Genomic DNA, 20515 nt, shown 5'->3' on the forward strand with positions numbered 1-20515 from the left:
CTACTTCTGTTATCTCATCATAGAATGAAAAAAAATGGAGGTCGAACATTTTGGGGTAATTCGTACGGATGAATGGCTGGAAGAGGATTTTAAAGATCCAAAGAAAATATGTGGGCGTATTTCTGGTGATGCGAGCCGTTTCTATTCTTATTTACAACAATTCGGCATGTATAAGCCCAATTTGAGAAGCTGGAGCTGCTTTCAGCAGCTGAAGAAGGAAATGGTTTGGGAGCAGGTGGCACAGCTCCATGAAAAATATCAGAAGAAATGGAACGGACCAGACGTGGATATTTATATATTCCCGATTAGCAGTGGGAGCTTTCTAATGGGAACCTCACAGCAAAAAGGGGGTGTTTCCTTTAAAGGTAAATTATTTCTATTTTTGTCTCCCTTCGAGGATAAGAATGAATTAGAGGCACTGTTTATTCATGAGTATCACCATGTTTGTCGGATTCATAAGCAGAAAAAGGACATAAAGGAATTCTCCTTGCTGGATTCTATCGTATTAGAGGGGCTAGCTGAACATGCTGTAGAGTATTATTGCGGAAGTAAGTATAAGGCAGCTTGGTGTGATTCCTATTCAGAGGAGGAATTAAAAAAGTACTGGAAGAAGCTGAAGAAAGAAACTCGTCAGATTAAAAGAGAGAATCCTCTTCATGATCGAATTCTTTTTGGACGAGGAGGATATCCAAGATTATTGGGTTATGCCCTAGGTTACTATATTACGAAAGACAATTCAGAAAATAGAAACTTTTCCAGAAAAATAAATTTTTATTCGACGTCCGAAAATTTCATAAATTGAAACAATATTATATGTGAATTTTCCTTGAAAAAGCCTGCTATTAAAGGCTTTTTGCTTTTTTTAAAAAAGGGAATTTTATTAACTATTAAAAATATCTTGCTTTTTTAATAAAATTGTAATAATATTTTAATCATCCAATCGAATTAACTGAATAATTCAAATAACTTAAATTTAATAAGAAAACAAGCCTTCAAGTTATATTCTCTCAGTGTTGAATCAGCATAAAAGGATTCAGTGCATGTATGAGATTCACGCTCCGGAGGGGTTAGGAGGATTACTTTGAGTGAGCCAGTATTAAAAATAAACCATTTGAAAACTTCCTTTCGAATTAAGGACGAGTATTTTGCAGCGGTTGACGACGTTTCACTTACAGTGAATAAGAACGAGTTATTAGCGATCGTGGGAGAGTCAGGATGTGGAAAAAGCGCTCTGGCATTCTCCATTATGAATCTGCACACTCGTGCAAAAATTGAAGGGGAAATTACATTTAAGGGCCAGAATTTAGTCAATTTATCTACAGCTGAATTAAATAAGCTGCGTGGGAAGAACATGGGGATGATCTTCCAGGATCCCCTTACTGCTCTTAATCCATTGATGATTATTGGCGATCAAATTGGCGAAATTTTGTTAATTCATAACAAAAATATGGCCGTGAATGAGCGAAAGCAGCGTGTTGTTGAGTTATTAACAAAGGTTGGTATTCCTCGTCCAGAACATGTGTATACACAATATCCACATGAACTATCGGGTGGGATGAGACAACGGGTAGTTATTGCGATGGCGATTGCTAATAATCCTGAGCTGTTAATAGCGGATGAGCCAACAACCGCACTTGATGTAACGATTCAGTCACAAATTCTTGATCTTATTAAGGACTTAAAAGAGGAGTCGCATGCAGGAGTCATTCTCATTACCCATGACTTAGGGGTTGTCGCAGAAATGGCTGACCGTGTAGCGGTCATGTATGCAGGACAAATCGTTGAAATTGCTGATGTGTATACATTATTTGAGAACCCATTGCATCCTTATACAAGATCATTACTGAACTCAGTACCAACGACCAATGAGGAGCAAAGCAAGCTTCATGTGATTCAAGGGGTTGTTCCAGCACTGCAAAATTTACCAAGGGAAGGCTGTCGTTTCGGTCCGAGAATCCCTTGGATTAAGGAATCAGCGCATGAGAAGAATCCAGTCCTGCATGAAGTAAGTCCTGGACACTTCGTTCGTTGTACCTGCTACAAGGATTTTCATTTCCCTCACGAAGACAAGGAGGAAAAGCAGCATGTCATTTCTTGAAATTGATGATCTAAAGGTTCACTTTCCCATTCGAGGGGGATTTTTTGGAAGAACTCTTGCTCATGTAAAAGCTGTTGATGGGGTATCATTTTCGATTGAAAAAGGAAAAACATACGGTTTGGTTGGGGAATCCGGTTCAGGGAAAACAACAACGGGCCGTGCCATCATCGGATTAAATAAGATCACGTCAGGAAGGGTTACCTTTGAAGGAAAGGAAATTACCGACTTACGTCGAGCGAGTAAGGATTTACGCAGAGATATTCAAATGATTTTTCAGGACCCGTACTCTTCTTTGAATCCGAAGAAGCGAGTCATTGATATTATCGCTGAGCCTCTTCGAAACTATGAAAAGCTTTCAAAGGCAGAGGAAACGAAGAGAGTTCAGGAGCTCTTAGAGCTTGTTGGATTAAGTCCGGAAAGTATTCTTAAGTACCCGCATGAATTCTCAGGTGGACAGCGCCAAAGAATCGGAATTGCCCGAGCCATTGCCTTAAAACCAAAGCTAATCATTGCGGACGAGCCTGTTTCAGCACTAGATGTATCCGTACAGGCACAAGTATTGAATTTTATGCAGGAGATCCAAAAGGAATTAGGACTTACTTATCTATTTATTAGCCATGATCTTGGTGTTATCAAACATATGTGTGACCATATCGGGATTATGTATAAGGGTAGACATGTTGAATCTGGAACAACAAAGGATATTTTTGAGAACCCGCAGCATATTTACACAAAGCGACTTGTTGCAGCCATTCCAGATATCAATCCTAGAAACCGCAATGAACAGCTTAAATTCCGTCAAGATGTAAAACAAGAGTATGAGCAGGCATTTGATCAATACTTTGATGACGAGGGCTTGGCCTATCCGTTGCAGCCCGTATCTGATACACATCTAGTGGCTTTGCCTGAGAGAGGTTGATTGCAATGTGGAAATTTTCTTTACGTCGAATCATTACGATGATTCCGCAAATTATATTGCTTAGTATCGTCGTGTTTATATTAGCAAAGATGATGCCTGGGGATGCTTTAACAGGATTGATTGATCCGAATATTGACCCAAGTACCATCGAAGAAAAGCGGGAAGCCCTTGGTCTAAATGACCCGTGGTACGAGCAATATGCCAATTGGATAAGCGGTGTATTGCACGGGGATTTGGGGCAATCCTTTAAATTTAAGATGCCTGTAAGCGAGCTTGTTTGGCAAAGACTTGTTAATACGTTTTGGCTATCCGTATTGACCTTAATCATTACTTATTTAATTGCAGTTCCTCTTGGAATTACGAGTGGGCGCTTTCACGACACATGGGCAGACCGAATCATTACAGGATACACCTATATCGGTTTTGCTGCACCATTATTTATCTTTGCGCTCGTTATGCTTTGGATATTTGGTTTTTATTTAGATTGGTTCCCAACAGGTGGAAGTGTTAAGCCAGGGATAGAGCCTGGAACGCTCGATTATTTTATGAGCAAGGTTTATCACATGTTGTTACCAGCCTTGTCTATGGCATTGATTTCTACTGTATCAACAGTTCAATACTTGCGAAGTGAAATCATCGATACGAAGCAGAAGGACTTTATTTTGACTGCAAGAGCAAAAGGGGCTTCTGAATCAAGAGTTTATAATCGCCATATTTTGAGAAATTCACTGTTACCGATTGCTGCTTTTTTCGGATATGAAATTTCAGGTTTAATCGGGGGCTCGATTTTCATTGAAAATATCTTCGGTTATCCTGGGATGGGGCAACTATTCTTAAATTCGATTCTTCTTCGTGACTACAGTGTTGTGACAGCGTTAGTATTATTATTCGGAATATTTACTATTCTAGGATCTCTACTATCAGATATTGTCTTAAGTATCGTTGACCCGCGTATACGGATTAAATAAGCATCCACAGTGAGGTGATTCAAAATGGAAGAAAAGGTTCAATTAGATAAAAATATTGTAACTACGAAAGATGCACCAAAAAGTCCTCCAGGCTGGAAAATCGTGTGGCGGGAAATTGTTCGGGATAAAGTTGCATTTATCTCTTTGATTTTTCTAGTCTTATTGATTGTTTCGGTGTATGGCGTTTCTTTTTTCCTCGATCAAGAGGAAATTGTAAAGGTTGATTTATTCTCTATTCACCAGCCGCCATCAGAGGAATTTCTGCTTGGAACAGATTACGGTGGACGGGATGTATTCGGTCAATTAATTATCGGTACACGAAATTCACTCTCCATTGGTATATTAGTCACTTTGATGACCGGTGTGATTGGGATTATTTATGGATTAATCGCTGGTTACTTTGGTGGAACGATTGATAATATTATGATGCGAATCGTTGATTTCTTCATGGTATTGCCGTTCGTGATGATTGTTATCGTCTTCGTGGCGATTGTACCGAAGTATAGTATCCTATCATTTTCATTAATTATGACGGCATTTTTGTGGATGGGAAAAGCAAGGTTAATCCGTTCAAAAGCCTTACAGGAAAAGGAACTGGATTATGTACAAGCATCCAAAACACTTGGTTCTTCTAACTTGAAGATTATTTTTACCCAAGTGCTGCCAAATTTAAGTTCGATCATCATCGTCTCGATGACATTGAATTTGGCTGCAAACATTGGCTTAGAATCTGGTTTATCCTTCTTGGGCTTTGGATTCCCAGAAAGCACGCCAAGCTTAGGAACTTTAGTTTCTTATGCGAGAAACCCACAAACTCTTGAATTTAGGTGGTGGATTTGGGTACCTGCATCATTACTAATTCTAGTATTGATGTTAAGTATAAATAATGTCGGACAAGCGTTAAAGCGTGCGACCGACGCAAAACAAAGAAGAGGCTAAAAGGGAGGAATAGCAGAATGAAAAAGGCAACATTCAGCAAGCTTCTGTTGGCGTTCTTGCTTGTCTTTTCACTAGTGTTAACCGCTTGTTCTAAAGATGGGGACAAGGCGAAAGACTCTGGCGACAAAGGCGACAAGAAGACAGAAGAAAAAGAAGATGGATTATACTCCATCGAAGATTTCAGCAATACAAAGACAAACGAAGGAAAAGCCATTGAAGGCGGAAACTTCAACTATGGATTAGTATCAGATACTGCATTTGAAGGAACTCTTAACTGGAACTTCTATGATGGAAACCCTGATGCACAAATTCTTACTTGGTTTGACGAACCTCTATTAACATGGGATGTCAACTATGTGTACACAAATGATGGAGCAGCAACCTATGAAACAGATGCAGAGGTTTCACCAGCAGTTCTTGAGAAGCTTCCAGCTGACCAAGCTGCAGAAGTAAAAGAAAATGGTGTAACCATTACTTTCAAAATCAGAGACAATGTTAACTGGCACGATGGCAAGCCTGTAACGGCTGAGGACTGGGCATTTGCTCATGAAGTAATTGCTAATCCAAAGTATGATGGTGTTCGCTATGGAGATATTACAAATGTTGTCGGTGTGGAAGAATACCATGACGGAAAAGCAGATTCTATTACTGGTATTGAATTGATTGACGAGAAAACATTAAAAATCACTTACAAGCAACAATCTCCATCTCTACTAACTGGTGGAATTTGGACATATCCACTTGCTAAGCATATTTTTGGTGATATGCCTGTAGATAAAATCTCTTCTTCAAAAGAAGTTCGTGAAAAGCCAATCGGTTTTGGACCATTCATCGTTGATTCAATCGTACCTGGTGAATCTGTAGTTATGAAGAAAAACGCTGACTACTGGCGCGGTGAGCCAAAGCTTGATTCTGTAACAATTAAAGTGGTTAACCCGACTGTTGTTGTTCAAGCGCTTGAAAAAGGTGAAATTGATACGGTTAGCGAATTCCCAGTTGATCAATTTCCAGCTAATGCGAAAATGTCAAACGTGGAATACTTAGGGGCTATTGACCGTGCCTATACGTATATTGGTTTCAAATTAGGTTCATATGATAAAGAAAACAAATCGATTAAGCCAGATCCAAATGCAAAAATGGCTGATGTGAAATTACGCCAAGCAATGTGGCATGCGGTTGATAATGACACTGTTGGTAAGAAGTTCTACCATGGATTACGTTGGAATGCGACAACATTAATTCCTCCATCCCATCCAGAATTCCATGATGCAACAAACGAAGGTCGTAAGTACGATCCTGAAAAAGCAAAGCAATTGCTTGATGAAGCTGGCTACAAAGATGTTGATGGTGACGGAATCCGTGAAGATAAGAACGGTAAACCTTTCGTAATCAACTTTGCTTCTATGTCAGGTGGCGACACTGCTGAGCCATTAGCAAAATACTATATCCAAGCTTGGAAAGAAGTAGGACTTAATGTAGAATTATTAGATGGCCGTTTACAAGAGTTTAACACGTTCTACGATCGTGTTGGACAAGCTGGTGATGACGATCCTGCTGTAGATATTTACCAAGGTGCATGGGGCGTGGGAATTGACGTTGACCCAACAGGCCTATATGGTAATGTAATGTTCAACTTTACTCGTTGGCAAAATGACAAAAACGATGAGCTTCTTGCAAAAGGAATTTCAAAAGACGCATTTGATGTAGACTATCGTAAAAAAGTATACAATGAGTGGCAACAATTAATGGTAGATGAAGTTCCAGTATTCCCAACTCTATATCGTGCAATTTTAGTTCCGGTCAACAACCGTGTTCAAAACTATTCGATCGAAGAAGGATGGAATGAAAAACAAAACATCGCTGTAACTGCAGAAGAAGCTCCAAAAGCAAAATAATCATCTAAAGAAAAGACTCGTTTTTAACGGGTCTTTTCTTATGTCGTTTTCATTCAGATGGTAATAATGGAACTGGTTATGTTCAAAAACATCAATGTTTGAGAAAATCGTATTCCTTCTCCATTATTGGATATTTTGGTGGATGATGGGATTTCTGGGAATAAAATTTTTCCTCACTGACAATACTTAGTGACAAACAGGTTAATGAAGTGAGGGGTAGATTCATGTTATATCTTCATGATGTTTGGGTGAATTGGTTTGAAGGTGAAGAGAATGGATACAATGTTTGTCACTTCCACGAATGGCGTAAGGATGATGGAGTCGAACTTCTGGATCAGGTTCCTTTGTTAAAAATATCATCTGTCCTTTTCAATTACATAGAGAATGACTTATCAGAATTACCGCAGCAGCTATTAGATGACATCTATCAAAAGGCGTATTTACGGAAAAATCATGAGAGAATCCAGCTCGAATATTGTTTTGTGGCAACGGATGGGGTCGGGATCATTGTGGTCGATACAATTGGCTATAATATTCCGATTCGAAAAAGCAGACTCATTCCTCGGCAAGAGCAGCTAGTCTATGAAATGATTGAAAGTCATGATCCTATTGATTATGAGTTTAATGGTCACTCTCCTATGAAGGAATTTCATATTCTATCACCTGCACCGGAATTAATGCATGGGCTGACGAGGAAGGAGAGGCAGTTAAAGCAATTATTGTTTATGGCCTTGGACCAGCTAAGGGCCTGCAATAATGCTGCGGAGATCCGTTATTGGTATACAGAATGGAGTCCGGAGCGCTATAAGGAAATTCAGGATTTGAATTTTGACCATGCATGGCAACAGCTGTACGAGGAAACGAAATTTGGATGGTCGGGCAAGCATGAACAGTTTTGTGAGAATCTCATTAAGGGCCAGCCCTTTTTTGAAAAGCTATGGGAAATGGAGCATGGTTCGAAGGTGAATTGAACTAGGAAGAACACCTGGTTTGATTGGTACCCAGATAATAGAATAATCAAGCAAAAAGGTAACCTTGCAATGTTGGTTACCTTTTTTCCGCCGTATTATCTCTTCTTTCTGCCTAATCCCATCGCATTTTCCATCTTTTTCAACATCTTATTCGCGACGGCACTAGCTTTTTCAGCTCCACGGTCGAGAATCTCGTCTAACTCTGGTGAATCGAGCAGCTCATAATATTTCTTCTGGATTGGCTCGATCGCCTCTACAACGACCTTAGCTAAATCACCTTTGAAATCTCCGTAGCCTTTGCCCTCATATTCCTTCTCTAGTTCTGCGATGGATTTATTTGCAAAAATCGAATAGATCGTGAGTAAATTTGATATGCCTGGTTTATTTTCCTTATCATACTTCACAATCCCTTCGGAATCGGTTACGGCGCTCTTAATTTTCTTTTCAATTTGCTTTGGTTCATCAAGTAAAGAGATGAACGCCTTTTGGTTCGGATCGGATTTACTCATCTTCTTTGTCGGCTCCTGAAGGGACATAATTCGTGCCCCTTCTTTAGCGATGCGAACCTCTGGAATCGTAAAAATGTCATTGTATTTTTTATTAAATCTTTCTGCAATATCCCTTGTTAATTCTAGGTGCTGCTTTTGATCTTCCCCAACAGGCACAAGATCGGTGTTATACAAGAGGATGTCTCCAACCATTAATGGTGGATAGGTTAAAAGACCTGCCACAACAGCTTCCTTCCCAGCAGATTTATCCTTAAATTGTGTCATCCTCTCCAACTCACCAATATAGGTTACGCATTGGAGCATCCAACCGGCCTGAGCATGTGCTGGAACCTCTGATTGAATGAAAAGCGTCGCCTTGTTGGGATCAATCCCTACAGCTATGTAAAGTGCGGCCAGGCTTCTTATATTTTTTCTCAACTGAATGGGGTCTTGCGGGACGGTGATCGCATGCTCGTCCACGATGCAAAAATAGCAATTATACTCATCCTGTAACTCCACAAATTGCTTCATCGCCCCAATGTAATTTCCAAGTGTTATCGTACCACTTGGTTGAATTCCAGAAAAAATCGTTTGCATCTTATTTCCTCCTATTCTCTAATAAATTATACCATTTCCGAAATAAAATTTAAAATCCATAAATGGATAAGGCGACAAGCATAGTGAGGATAATCAGCAGCCCATTCACCAAGTAGGGAAAAATGTTAAATGAAATCATTTCAGAAGGGAGAAGCATTTCCTGCACATCTTTTTTTGCTGCATTTTTGCGTGCAAATACGTCTCGAAAGGATTTTGTCACCGCATCAAAGAACCCGCTTTTGACTGTGAAAAATAATAAAGACACAAAAATGAATAAAGAGCCTATATAGAAAGAGATATTAATATAGGAAAGCAGTGACATCTCATTGAAAAAAATAAAAGAGAAAATGATTGCCTCGGAAAAGAGAAATAGAATGAATGTTTGAATAAAATATTTTTTCAAAATATCATCTCCAAATTAAAATATTATTTCAAAATTAAATAATAAATAACGATAATTTTCAAAGAAAAAATAAATATAGAGAAACACTGATTTATCAACGTTTAAGATAGTTATCTATTTGCACAAAATAATAATACCTGACATTTCCGTAAAATAAAATTTTTTCAATAAAATAATTTACAAAATAATTATTATCTGTATAATAATCATTGTAACAATTTTTCAGAAAATAATAAGGGGGTTTACTCGTGAAAAAGTCAAAATATTTATTACTTTTGTCTTTGTCGCTCGTGGTGAGCATGTTCCTAGCAGCCTGCGGTGGAGGAGATAAAGGGAAAGATGATGACAAGGCTGCTGATAAAGGTGGAAAATCAGCGCAGGAAATTAGAATGTTGGAGTCAACAGCTATTCCAGCGATGGATTCCGTCAAGGCCTCCGATACTGTAAGCTTTACGACGATGAACAATGTAATGGAAGGACTATATCGTCTTGATCCAAATCAAGAGGTGGTCCCAGGTATGGCTGATGGAGAACCAACAGTCAGTGATGATGGCTTAACCTACACTTTTAAAATTCGCGATGCAAAATGGTCAAATGGTGATCCTGTAACAGCGAATGATTTCGTATATGCATGGAAAAAGGCGATGGACCCAGCTACTGCATCTGAATATGGTCCATACATGATGGAAGGAAAAATCAAGGGAGCTGCAGAAATCATTGCTGCTGCAGCGGAAAAAAAAGATGTTGATCTAAACACGCTAGGTGTAAAAGCTCTTGATGAGAAGACACTTGAGGTTGCTTTAGAGAAACCGATTCCTTATATTAAATCACTGATGGCATTCCCTACGTTCTATCCGCAAAATCAAAAATTTGTGGAGGAACAGGGAGATAAATATGCTCAAAAAGCTGAAAATTTGATCTTCAATGGTCCTTTCGTTTTATCCGATTGGGATGGTAGCACAGATTCTGAATGGTCCTATATAAAAAACAAAGATTATTGGGATGCGGATACCGTTAAGCTTGAAAAGGTTCAATGGAATGTCTTAAAGGATCCACAAGCTCAAGCGAATGCGTTTGAAACCGGTGAAGTTGATATCACTGGTAAGCTTTCATCCGATGTTGTACCACAGTACGAGGGTGATGAAAGATTAGTAAAATGGTTAGAGCCAACCTTGGCTTGGTTAAAAATGAATCAAAAAGATAATAAAGCATTACAAAATCCAGATATTCGTAAGGCAATTGCTCAAGCGATTAACAAGCAAGATTATGTGGATGGAGTTTTGAATAACGGTTCAATTGTGGCAAACTATGCGGTTCCAAATGAATTTGTAAAAAATGAGGAAACAGGCAAGGATTTCCGAGATATTAATGGAAACAAATTACTACCTTACAACGTAGATGCAGCAAAGAAGGCATGGAAAAAAGGCCTAGCAGCGCTTGGTACCGATACGGTTGAATTAAGATACTTAACCGATGATACTGAAACGGCGAAGAAAACGGCTGAGTATATTAAGAGCCAATTGGAAACAAACCTAAAAGGTATAAAAATTTCTGTTGAAAGTGTACCATTCAGCGTTCGTATTGACCGCCAAAACAAGCAGGATTATGACTTACAGCTCGCTCTTTGGGGGCCGGATTACCTCGACCCAATGACATTCTCTGACCTTTGGGTTACAGGTAGTGGAAATAACAAAATGAGCTATTCCAATCCAAAGTATGACAAGCTTATTAAAGATGCACAAACAACTTTAGCTCAATCTCCAGTTGAACGTTACAAGGCACTTGCAGAAGCAGAACGAATTCTTCTAGAGGAAGATGCTGCCATTGCACCAATTTATCAACGATCCTCCAACGTATTAGTAAGTGAAAAGGTCAAAAATTTCACCTACCATTTAGTTGGACCAGAATATAGCTTTAAATGGACTTCTGTAAAATAATACCTATTTAAGACATGGCTTGGTTTGACTACAATGATTAACATCGTTGTAAGGGAGAGTATATTGTTATTCAATATACTCTCTTTTCCCTTTTTAAAGAAAAACTATCTAACTTTTTCGAGATTTAGAAAAATATTAGGAGGTGCACACTGGTGGCAAAATATGTGACTCAGCGTATCATCTATATGATCATCACTCTATTCTTAATTGCCTCGTTTACCTTTTTCCTTATGAAAATTATTCCAGGTACACCTTTTACGAAAGCTGATAAGTTATCTGAAACCCAGCTTGCGATTATGAAAGAGAAGTATGGGCTAGATGATCCAGTACCTGTTCAATATGCGAACTATATGATGAATTTGGTAAAGGGAGATTTAGGTGTTTCCTTTCAGTTTGATAATGTTGGTGTAACAGAAATTATTGTCAAGAGCTTTGGCCCTTCAGCCCAGCTCGGTTTTCAGGCGATCATCTTTGGGACTATCTTTGGAATTATTCTTGGGGTTCTTGCAGCGCTGAAGCAAAACACATGGGTGGATTACGGATCGACATTTATTGCGGTTCTTGGCAAATCGATCCCATCCTTTGTCTTTGCAGGACTCATGCAATATTATCTTGGTGTGAAGCTGGGCTGGTTCCCGGTTGCGTTCTGGAGAGGACCTGAGTATACGATCCTCCCAACGATTGCACTTGCGATGTTCCCACTAGCAACTGCGGCTCGGTTTGTACGTACGGAAATGATCGAGGTATTAGAATCAGATTATATTGTGCTTGCTAAAGCGAAGGGTGCAAGCTGGTTTGATATCGCCTTTAAGCATGCGCTAAGAAATGCTCTTATTCCAGTTGTTACTGTATTGGGGCCGTTAGTCGTCAGTTTAATGACGGGATCATTAGTTATTGAAAAAATCTTTGGTATTCCCGGAATTGGAGAGCAATTTGTCAAATCCATTCAGGTCAATGATTACCCTGTTATCATGGGAACGACATTATTATTTGCTGCCTTGTTTGTAGTCGTCATTCTAATTGTCGATCTCCTCTATGGTGTGATCGATCCGAGAATTCGTTTAGCGGGAGGGAAAAAATAATGGAAAATGAAAAAATTCCACAAGAAATGTTTTCGCCCGTTGAAATGGATGCGACAAAAAGTGAGCAAATTTCAAAGCCTAGCTTGAATTATTGGCAGGACGCATGGCTTCGTGTAAGGAAGAACAAAGGTGCGATCGTGAGCATCATTATTCTTGCGATATTAATCATTATGGCTATCGTTGGACCGAATATTACAGGCCATGGCTATGCCGACCAAAATTTAAAGCATAACAATTTGCCACCGCGTATTCCTGTGTTAGAAAACATCAGCTGGCTTCCGTTTGATGGGGAATTAACAAGGAAGAATGGAGATACGTACAACGCTTACAAGGTAAAGCATGTCGATGAATATTATTGGTTAGGTACGGATAGCTTAGGTCGTGATATTTTTACACGGCTTTGGAAGGGAACTCAGGTTTCTTTATATATTGCATTTCTGGCAGCAGCCATTGATATGATTATTGGTGTTCTATACGGGGCGATCTCTGGCTTTGTCGGGGGTAGAACCGATAATTTTATGCAGCGTATTACCGAGATCTTGATAGGGATTCCGAACCTGGTGGTCGTTATCCTCATGATTATCGTCCTCAAGCCTGGGATTCTCTCCATTACCATTGCCTTAACGATAACGGGCTGGGTGGGAATGGCTAGGGTCGTGCGGGCGCAGGTTCTGAAGCTGAAGAGTCAGGAATATGTCCTCGCTGCTAGAACCCTTGGACTATCTAATGGAAAGATTATTGGCAAGCATCTTGTTCCAAACTTAGCTGGAGTGATTATTATCAATACCATGTTTACCATTCCGAATGCGATTTTCTTTGAAGCTTTCTTAAGTTTTATTGGGTTAGGATTACAGCCTCCACATGCCTCATTGGGAACATTAATTGATGATGGATTTAAGGTGCTGCAGCTATATCCTTACCAAATGATCATCCCAGCCATTGTCATCAGCTTGATTATGATCTGTTTTAACATGGTGGCTGATGGACTGAGGGATGCTCTAGATCCGAAGATGCGCGACTAGAAAAGGCAGGTGAATTGAAGTGGAAAAAATATTAGAAGTGAAGGATTTGCATATCTCCTTCCATACTTTTTCTGGAGAGGTACAAGCTATCCGTGGCGTGAATTTTGATTTGCATAAAGGGGAAACACTCGCTATTGTCGGTGAATCAGGCTCAGGGAAATCAGTCACGTCCAAAGCGATTATGCATCTGTTACCTGAATCAAACTCAGAGATTAAACAGGGACAAATCCTTTTTGAAGGGAAAGATCTCGCAAAGCTTTCTGATAAGGCGATGCAGAAGATTCGTGGCAAAGACATTTCGATGATTTTTCAGGATCCGATGACATCTTTGAATCCAACGATGAAGGTTGGAAGGCAAATTATTGAACCGATTATGAAGCATCAAAAATTAAGTAAGGGAGCCGCTAAAAAGAGAGCGATTGAAATTCTTGATCTAGTTGGAATTCCCAATCCCGAGGTACGCTTTGAGCAATATCCTCATCAATTCTCAGGCGGAATGAGGCAGCGTGTCGTCATCGCGATTGCATTGGCTTGCAACCCTAAGGTGTTAATTGCAGATGAACCGACGACCGCTCTTGATGTAACGATTCAAGCCCAAATCCTTGAACTGATGAAGGCCTTACAGAAAAAGATTGACACGTCGATTATCTTTATTACCCACGATCTAGGTGTAGTAGCCAATGTGGCGGATCGAGTAGCTGTCATGTATGGAGGAAAAATTGTTGAGGTCGGAACTGTCGATGAGGTGTTCTATAACCCACAGCACCCGTACACCTGGGGCTTGATTAGCTCGATGCCGACACTCGATACGGAAGATGAAGAGCTTTATGCGATTCCTGGGACGCCGCCAGATTTGCTTCATCCACCGAAAGGAGATGCCTTTGCACCTCGTAACCGCTATGCAATGAAAATAGACCTTGAAAAACAGCCGCCAATGTTCAAGGTTTCCGATACGCATTATGCGGCGACATGGCTCTTGCATCCAGAAGCACCAAAGGTCGAACCGCCAGAGGCTGTTCAAAAACGCAAGCGCCAATTCCTTGGCTTGAAGGAGGGGAATTAAATGGCGAGCACGGAGAAACTATTGGAGATAAAGAATTTAAAGCAATACTTCAATGTTGGAAAGGCAAATGAAGTGAGAGCCGTCGATGACATCTCCTTTGACATATTCAAAGGTGAAACCTTAGGGCTTGTTGGCGAATCAGGCTGTGGAAAATCAACGACAGGCCGGACGATCATACGCTTATACGATGCAACTGGTGGCGAAGTACTCTATAATGGCGTCAATGTCCATGGGAAAAAATCAAAGGCTGAACTAAAAGAGTTTAACCGTAAAATGCAAATGATTTTCCAGGATCCGCAAGCATCCTTAAATCCGCGAATGAAGGTGTCTGATATCATTGCGGAAGGAATTGATATTCACGGACTTGCATCTTCAAAGGAAGACAGAATGAATCGTGTCATTGAGCTACTAGAAACGGTCGGCTTAAACAAAGAGCATGCCAATCGATATCCCCATGAGTTCTCAGGGGGTCAAAGACAACGGATTGGCATTGCTCGAGCACTTGCAGTAGAGCCGGAATTCATCATTGCTGATGAACCAATTTCCGCCCTCGATGTTTCCATTCAGGCTCAGGTTGTCAATCTCATGAAAAAGCTGCAAAAGGAAAAAGGCTTAACCTACCTTTTCATCGCTCATGATCTGTCCATGGTGAAATACATCAGTGACCGGATTGGTGTCATGTACTTCGGGAAGCTAGTCGAGCTAGCACCAGCGGACGATTTGTACAATAACCCGATCCATCCATATACCCAATCCCTTTTGTCTGCGATTCCATTGCCAGATCCAAATTATGAACGTAATCGCAAGCGGAAAACCTATAATCCGAAGGTTCATAATTACAGCAGTGATGATGAGGTGAAGCTTCGTGAGATAAAGCCAGGTCACTTCGTTCAATGCTCTCAAAAAGAATTTGAACAATATAAGGCGCAATATGCAAAATAACAAAAACGATCTCAAAACCGAGATCGTTTTCTTTATTTGCCATGTAGATTATTGTCAATTTTAAGGGTAAAATGTAGAAGAATGATAATCTAATAATCTCATATACATAAGATAAAATAGAAAAGGGGGACATAATGAAATCTTTTCGTGTCGTAAGTTTGTTGGCTTTGTTTTTTTTGCTATTGTTTGGAGGAAGTATTGCTCTAGCAAAACAAAAGCAGGATGGATTAGCAAAATCATTACCAGTGCGGGAGGACCTTTTGATCAAAAATCTGCCCGATGTGCTGACACGTTTTAAGTATGATAGCGGGCTTAAATTTGACTACCCAGATGCTGTGAGAGGAATTTATGTGACCGGTCATTCCGCAGGAGGAGAAAAATTCCCCCAATTAATTCATTTAATTGAGAATACGGATCTGAATGCGATGGTCATTGATGTGAAGGATGATTGGGGCAATATTACTTACATACCTGATGAGACCTCACCCTATAAGGCAATTGGGAAGCCATATATTAAGAATCCAAAAGAAATGCTAAAAACGCTGGAACAAAAGAAGATCTATCCGATTGCTAGAGTGGTAGTATTCAAGGATACCGCATTAGCTAACATGAAGCCGGAGCTTTCCTTTAAAAATGGTTCAACCGTCTGGAAAAACGGTCGAGGAGAGTCATTTGTGAACCCTTTTCTGAAGGAAGTTTGGGATTATAATGTTGGCATAGCCATTGAGGCTGCCAAAATGGGCTTTCAGGAAATCCAGTTTGACTATGTGCGTTTTCCAGAGGGCTTCGAGAAAAGAGATAATGCTTTAACATATACCATGGGAGAATACGAGCAAATGGATATGGACAATGTTCAAAAGCGGGTGCAGGCCGTAACGGATTTTGTTGCCTATGCGAAGAAAAAGCTTGAACCATATGGAGCCAAGGTTTCAGTTGACATCTTTGGCTATACAGCAACACTTCCTGAAGCACCTGGAATTGGCCAAAATTTCTCGAAAATAAGCGAGCAGATTGATGTTATTTCATCGATGATCTACCCAAGTCATTGGACCTCCTATTTCGGAATCAGTAAGCCTGATTTGGATCCTTATCGGCTGGTGACGGAATATGCAAAGGTGGAGAATTCCATTCTCTCAAAGCTTGAGCACCGTCCAATCTCAAGACCCTGGCTTCAAGACTTCACAGCATCCTGGCTTGGTAGCGGAAATTACAAGCGCTATGGAAAGCAGGAGGTAGAAGCACAAATTAAAGCTTTAAATGAACAAGGGATTAAGGAATTCTTGCTTTGGAATGCAGGGAATAGCTATACAAAGAATGTGGACTATACCCCTTAATAGAAAAAAACTGAGACCATGCGAGTCTCAGTTTTTTTCTATTTTTTGAAGCCACCTACGCTTTTCCAGCCTGTTTGCATTCTTTCCGATTTATCTACAAATAGATTTCGATTCTTTCCGCCGAAAATTTTCGTTCCGATGCCATTTGTAATGACACCCATTGTTGCTGTGATTGCAATAATGAGCACTGCGACAATGGCCAGATCGGTTATGTAAGGTACCATGATATAACCCCCATCTTTCTATTGTTTATCCCCTACCCCTATTGTAAAAGAAGTTCAATTATTATGAAAGGGGAAAAATGAATTCAGTCTCATTAAATTCATTAATATTTTTTTTCATTTTCATGACATTAATTGAAAATGACCGCTAGAAATGACACAATAGAACAGAAGCCAGCTTTTTTAGAAACAAAATAAAAAAATGCAGAAATACATGAAACTTTTAGGTGACAAATACGTCTTATATAGAGAGAACTTTCATGAAAGCAATTTTTTGAAACAGTTGGCTGCATGCTCAAAAATCTATACCTTTTTGATTTATATTGGTGTATAATAATTAATATACATTACTTGTTTAAAGTTATTTTAATTTAAGTGATTTTTGATAAACATGGTTAATATATATTTTTGTATCTTGAATTTAAGGAGTGTGAATTGATTTGGTTACTTTATACACTTCACCTAGTTGCACATCTTGCCGCAAAGCGAAGATTTGGCTTGAAGAGCATGAAATACCTTATCAAGAGCGTAATGTTTTTTCTGATCCTTTAACAGTAGAGGAAATTAAGGAAATTCTTCGAATGACTGAGGACGGAACAGATGAGATCATTTCAACAAGATCTAAGACCTTTCAGAAACTGAATGTGAATCTTGAAACGATGCCGCTCCAGGATTTGCTTGTGCTTATTAAGGACAATCCCGGTTTGCTACGTCGTCCAATTATTATTGATGAAAAGCGCCTTCAGGTGGGTTATAACGAGGATGAAATCCGCCGTTTCCTTCCAAGAAAGGTACGTACATTCCAGCTTCAAGAAGCGAGACGTCTTGTAAACTAATGGGAAAACCTTCGATCCTTTGTATCGGGGGTTTTTTGTATTTATGGAACTTCCGAACTTGAAAAGCCCACTTCTTCAGGTGTGGGAGTATCAGGGAGAAATAATTTGTGAGTAGGAATGTTTTTTGATAAGATACTACAAATAAGATTTTGCACGAGCTTTTTTGTGTTGAGTAGGCATATAATGGTTTTTAAGAAACCGTGTTATTTTATTTCCCTTTATCTCCTTTTTATCATAAAATAAGAGTACAAGGTAATAACACTTTTTATTATTATAGTGCTTTACATCCTTCTATGTGATTAAAAGTAATGGGTAAAGGTACATGTATTTTGCATGGGGGTATTTATTCCCTTCCAAATAATGCAAGAAGGGAGAGGTTACTTGATGGATATTGAACGGATCAATGAACATACGGTAAAGTTTTACATTTCATATGTCGATATAGAAGAGCGGGGCTTTGACCGCGAGGAAATCTGGTACAACCGGGAGCGAAGTGAAGAGCTATTTTGGGAAATGATGGATGAAGTTCATCAGGAGGAGGAATTTATCCTAGAAGGACCTCTTTGGATTCAAGTACAAGCTTTGGATAAAGGGCTGGAGATCCTTGTGACAAGAGCACAAATTTCCAAGGATGGACAGAAGTTCGAGCTGCCAATTCCAGATGAAAAGCTAAAGGATTTACCTGTGGACGACAGAATAGAAGAACTGTTGGATCAACATTTTAATCCAAAAGATGGTGAAGAAATTGCTCCTGAAGGAACATTGGAATTCTTAATCGCTTTTAACGATTTTGAGGACTTAATATCGCTATCGAATCGTAATATTCTTGATTCATTGGTGACTAAGCTATATTCCTTTGAAAATAACTATTATTTATATGTGGAATTCCCTGAGGAAGAATTTGATGAAGATGAAATCGATGATTGCCTAAGTATTCTGCTTGAATACGGAGCTGAAACACAGGTAACCATCCATCGTGTGGAAGAATACGGGCATCTCATTATTTCTGAACATGTCTTTTCAGAGTTGAGGAAATATTTTCATTAACAATGATTTTTTCAAAAATATGTCCGATTTACGTAACAATGCCTTATAAAAATACCGATTTCATTGATGAAATCGGTATTTTTTAATAAGATCAATAGGGTTAAGTTCTTGTACTCTGAACAGTGCTTAGCTCCTGCGCTTTTCTAATGAACCGAGGTGATGATCGCTTGAAGAATACAGTGAGAGTCCTTTTATTTATTGGTATATTAGCTGTGCTTTATTATTTGCTTGGAGATTATATTAAAGGCGGTTTATTGGGCTATATAAGCATTATCACTACTTTGTCCGTCATCTTTATTGGGTTTATTATCTTCCTGGAAAATCGCCATCCCACTCAAACCCTAACCTGGTTGGTGGTGCTGGGGAGCTTTCCTCTTGTTGGTTTTATTTTCTATTTACTATTTGGACGGAACTATCGCAGAGAAAAGATGTTTAGGAAAAAATACATATTCGATAAACAAGCTTTCCTTCAAATTGAAGGGGATGTGGATTATCCAAGTGTTGAGCGAATTGAGGAAATGGATCCTGACCAGCGCAAGCTTTTTCACCTTGCCCATAAGCTGGGAAACAGTCCCATTTCCTTTCGAACGGAGACCAAGGTATTGAACAATGGTGACGAAACGTTCATGGAAATCATACATGCCCTAAAGGAGGCAACACATCATATTCACATTGAGTACTACATTGTTCGCAGTGATAAATTAGGTAACAAAATTAAGGATATCCTTATTACGAAAGCGAAGGAGGGTGTCAAAGTTCGATTCCTCTATGATGCTGTAGGTTCATGGATGCTTTCAAAGAAATATATCCGGGAAATGCGTGAAGCAGGGATTGAGATTATCCCGTTCGGCCCAGTAAGGCTTCCTTTCCTAAATAGTAAATTTAATTTTCGCAACCACCGAAAAATCATTGTCATCGATGGAAGCATTGGCTTTGTCGGGGGTCTAAACATTGGTGATGAATATTTGGGACGCAATGAGCACTTTGGCCATTGGAGGGACACACATCTATGGTTAAAAGGAGAGGCTGTCCGTACATTGCAGCTGATTTTTCTCCAGGATTGGTATTACATGACAAATCAAGGTTTGCTTACTGCGGAATATCTCTCACCCGTACAAATGGAAAATAGTCGTGAGGGCGTGCAGCTGATTGCTGGAGGGCCTGATAATGAATGGAGTGTGATAAAAAGTATTTTCTTTTCGATGATCACCTCCGCAAAGATGTCGGTTTGGATTGCCTCCCCATACTTCATTCCAGATGAGGATATCTTTAGTGCTTTGAAAATTGCAGCCCTGAGTGGAATTGATGTAAGGCTTCTTGTTCCGAGTAAGCCAGACAAACGGATCGTGTTTCATGCCTCTCGCTCCTATTTTCCTGATCTGCTTGAAGCAGGAGTAAAAATCTATGCCTACAAAAAAGGGTTTATGCATAGTAAAATTATTATTGTCGATGACACCCTAGCGTCGATTGGAACCTCCAATATGGATATGCGTAGCTTCCACTTGAATTTTGAAGTAAATGCGTTTCTCTATAATACGAGGAGCACGGACAAGCTTGTAAGAGAATTCATCCATGACCTAAAAGATTCAGAGGAGCTTCGTCTAGAGGATTTCAAAAAGCGCCATCTTGGATATCGACTCATGGAATCATTATCACGGCTTCTCTCCCCGTTCTTATAGAATCCTGAAGTTTCAGGGTTCTTTTTTCAAAAAAGGATTTACTACACGTTTGGAGAATAGTTAAGAAGAAAGGA

General features: G+C 39.6%; 19 protein-coding genes. 16 read left to right on the top strand and 3 right to left on the bottom strand.

The window, feature by feature from the left end:
• Nucleotides 1-34 precede the first annotated feature (34 nt).
• The 7 genes from J2S07_RS00920 (at nucleotide 35) to J2S07_RS00950 (ending at nucleotide 7790) form a co-directional block, all read left to right on the top strand.
• Nucleotides 35-802 carry a DUF2268 domain-containing putative Zn-dependent protease gene (locus tag J2S07_RS00920; protein WP_307148512.1) on the top strand — a complete coding sequence of 256 codons (768 nt, stop codon included), beginning with the start codon at nucleotides 35-37 and terminating at the stop codon, nucleotides 800-802.
• Nucleotides 803-1081: 279 nt separating this feature from the next.
• Nucleotides 1082-2098, top strand: coding sequence for an ABC transporter ATP-binding protein (locus tag J2S07_RS00925; RefSeq protein ID WP_307148513.1), 1017 nt, complete (start codon nucleotides 1082-1084; stop codon nucleotides 2096-2098).
• On the top strand, nucleotides 2085-3017 hold the full coding sequence (locus J2S07_RS00930) for an ABC transporter ATP-binding protein (protein WP_307148514.1): 933 nt from the start codon (nucleotides 2085-2087) through the stop codon (nucleotides 3015-3017). The genes J2S07_RS00925 and J2S07_RS00930 overlap by 14 nt, the downstream gene beginning before the upstream one ends.
• A 5-nt stretch (nucleotides 3018-3022) precedes the next feature.
• Nucleotides 3023-3985, top strand: a complete 963-nt coding sequence (gene opp4B / locus J2S07_RS00935) for an oligopeptide ABC transporter permease (protein WP_307148515.1) — start codon at nucleotides 3023-3025, stop codon at nucleotides 3983-3985.
• Nucleotides 3986-4009: 24 nt separating this feature from the next.
• Nucleotides 4010-4924, top strand: a complete 915-nt coding sequence (locus tag J2S07_RS00940; protein ID WP_307148516.1) for an ABC transporter permease — start codon at nucleotides 4010-4012, stop codon at nucleotides 4922-4924.
• 17 nt (nucleotides 4925-4941) lie between these two features.
• Entirely contained in the window at nucleotides 4942-6819 is a 1878-nt protein-coding gene (gene opp4A, locus J2S07_RS00945; protein ID WP_307148517.1) for an oligopeptide ABC transporter substrate-binding protein, read from the top strand.
• 224 nt (nucleotides 6820-7043) lie between these two features.
• On the top strand, nucleotides 7044-7790 hold the full coding sequence (locus tag J2S07_RS00950; RefSeq protein ID WP_307148518.1) for a YjbA family protein: 747 nt from the start codon (nucleotides 7044-7046) through the stop codon (nucleotides 7788-7790).
• A 95-nt stretch (nucleotides 7791-7885) separates the two neighbouring features.
• Here the strand turns inward: J2S07_RS00950 and trpS are convergent, their stop codons facing one another.
• Both trpS and J2S07_RS00960 read right to left on the bottom strand, forming a co-directional pair.
• Entirely contained in the window at nucleotides 7886-8875 is a 990-nt protein-coding gene (gene trpS, locus J2S07_RS00955) for a tryptophan--tRNA ligase (protein ID WP_307148519.1), read from the bottom strand.
• A 49-nt stretch (nucleotides 8876-8924) separates the two neighbouring features.
• Nucleotides 8925-9278 carry a DUF3899 domain-containing protein gene (locus J2S07_RS00960; RefSeq protein ID WP_307148520.1) on the bottom strand — a complete coding sequence of 118 codons (354 nt, stop codon included), beginning with the start codon at nucleotides 9276-9278 and terminating at the stop codon, nucleotides 8925-8927.
• Nucleotides 9279-9526: 248 nt separating this feature from the next.
• On the opposite strand from J2S07_RS00960, the gene J2S07_RS00965 reads away from it, so the two are divergent.
• From J2S07_RS00965 to J2S07_RS00990, 6 genes are all read left to right on the top strand, one after another.
• A complete protein-coding gene (locus tag J2S07_RS00965; RefSeq protein ID WP_307148521.1) occupies nucleotides 9527-11215 on the top strand; it encodes a peptide ABC transporter substrate-binding protein in 1689 nt (562 codons plus the stop codon).
• A 152-nt stretch (nucleotides 11216-11367) separates the two neighbouring features.
• Nucleotides 11368-12297: an oligopeptide ABC transporter permease gene (opp3b, locus tag J2S07_RS00970; protein WP_307148522.1), complete on the top strand. Its 930-nt coding sequence runs from the start codon at nucleotides 11368-11370 to the stop codon at nucleotides 12295-12297.
• The gene (gene opp3C / locus J2S07_RS00975) at nucleotides 12297-13319 is read left to right on the top strand and encodes an oligopeptide ABC transporter permease (RefSeq protein ID WP_307148523.1); all 1023 of its coding nucleotides are present in this window, start codon (nucleotides 12297-12299) and stop codon (nucleotides 13317-13319) included. Before opp3b ends, opp3C begins: the two co-directional genes overlap by 1 nt.
• Nucleotides 13320-13338: 19 nt before the next feature.
• A complete protein-coding gene (locus J2S07_RS00980) occupies nucleotides 13339-14382 on the top strand; it encodes an ABC transporter ATP-binding protein (RefSeq protein WP_307148524.1) in 1044 nt (347 codons plus the stop codon).
• Entirely contained in the window at nucleotides 14383-15324 is a 942-nt protein-coding gene (gene oppF, locus J2S07_RS00985) for an oligopeptide ABC transporter ATP-binding protein OppF (RefSeq protein WP_307148525.1), read from the top strand.
• 134 nt (nucleotides 15325-15458) lie between these two features.
• Nucleotides 15459-16658, top strand: a complete 1200-nt coding sequence (locus tag J2S07_RS00990; RefSeq protein WP_307148526.1) for a putative glycoside hydrolase — start codon at nucleotides 15459-15461, stop codon at nucleotides 16656-16658.
• A 38-nt stretch (nucleotides 16659-16696) separates the two neighbouring features.
• Here the strand turns inward: J2S07_RS00990 and J2S07_RS00995 are convergent, their stop codons facing one another.
• Nucleotides 16697-16882 carry a hypothetical protein gene (locus tag J2S07_RS00995; protein WP_307148527.1) on the bottom strand — a complete coding sequence of 62 codons (186 nt, stop codon included), beginning with the start codon at nucleotides 16880-16882 and terminating at the stop codon, nucleotides 16697-16699.
• 437 nt (nucleotides 16883-17319) lie between these two features.
• On the opposite strand from J2S07_RS00995, the gene spxA reads away from it, so the two are divergent.
• The 3 genes from spxA to cls all read left to right on the top strand — a co-directional run bounded on the left by spxA (nucleotide 17320) and on the right by cls (nucleotide 20441).
• Complete coding sequence (gene spxA, locus J2S07_RS01000) at nucleotides 17320-17715, top strand: transcriptional regulator SpxA (RefSeq protein ID WP_307148528.1); 396 nt, start codon at nucleotides 17320-17322, stop codon at nucleotides 17713-17715.
• Between the two features lie 384 nt (nucleotides 17716-18099).
• Nucleotides 18100-18762, top strand: coding sequence for an adaptor protein MecA (mecA, locus tag J2S07_RS01005; RefSeq protein WP_307148529.1), 663 nt, complete (start codon nucleotides 18100-18102; stop codon nucleotides 18760-18762).
• A 167-nt stretch (nucleotides 18763-18929) separates the two neighbouring features.
• Entirely contained in the window at nucleotides 18930-20441 is a 1512-nt protein-coding gene (cls, locus tag J2S07_RS01010; protein ID WP_307148530.1) for a cardiolipin synthase, read from the top strand.
• Nucleotides 20442-20515 lie beyond the last annotated feature (74 nt).

This window comes from Anoxybacillus andreesenii, assembly GCF_030813005.1.
GTDB lineage: Bacteria > Bacillota > Bacilli > Bacillales > Cytobacillaceae > Robertmurraya > Robertmurraya andreesenii.

What these genes read in the sequence shown, in the direction of transcription:
- J2S07_RS00920 (WP_307148512.1), top strand. Translation starts at nt 35, where the DNA reads ATGGAGGTCGAACATTTTGGGGTAATTCGTACGGATGAATGGCTGGAA.
- J2S07_RS00930 (WP_307148514.1), top strand. Translation starts at nt 2,085, where the DNA reads ATGTCATTTCTTGAAATTGATGATCTAAAGGTTCACTTTCCCATTCGA.
- opp4B (WP_307148515.1), top strand. Translation starts at nt 3,023, where the DNA reads ATGTGGAAATTTTCTTTACGTCGAATCATTACGATGATTCCGCAAATT.
- J2S07_RS00940 (WP_307148516.1), top strand. Translation starts at nt 4,010, where the DNA reads ATGGAAGAAAAGGTTCAATTAGATAAAAATATTGTAACTACGAAAGAT.
- opp4A (WP_307148517.1), top strand. Translation starts at nt 4,942, where the DNA reads ATGAAAAAGGCAACATTCAGCAAGCTTCTGTTGGCGTTCTTGCTTGTC.
- J2S07_RS00950 (WP_307148518.1), top strand. Translation starts at nt 7,044, where the DNA reads ATGTTATATCTTCATGATGTTTGGGTGAATTGGTTTGAAGGTGAAGAG.
- trpS (WP_307148519.1), bottom strand. Translation starts at nt 8,875, where the DNA reads ATGCAAACGATTTTTTCTGGAATTCAACCAAGTGGTACGATAACACTT.
- opp3C (WP_307148523.1), top strand. Translation starts at nt 12,297, where the DNA reads ATGGAAAATGAAAAAATTCCACAAGAAATGTTTTCGCCCGTTGAAATG.
- oppF (WP_307148525.1), top strand. Translation starts at nt 14,383, where the DNA reads ATGGCGAGCACGGAGAAACTATTGGAGATAAAGAATTTAAAGCAATAC.
- J2S07_RS00990 (WP_307148526.1), top strand. Translation starts at nt 15,459, where the DNA reads ATGAAATCTTTTCGTGTCGTAAGTTTGTTGGCTTTGTTTTTTTTGCTA.
- J2S07_RS00995 (WP_307148527.1), bottom strand. Translation starts at nt 16,882, where the DNA reads ATGGTACCTTACATAACCGATCTGGCCATTGTCGCAGTGCTCATTATT.
- mecA (WP_307148529.1), top strand. Translation starts at nt 18,100, where the DNA reads ATGGATATTGAACGGATCAATGAACATACGGTAAAGTTTTACATTTCA.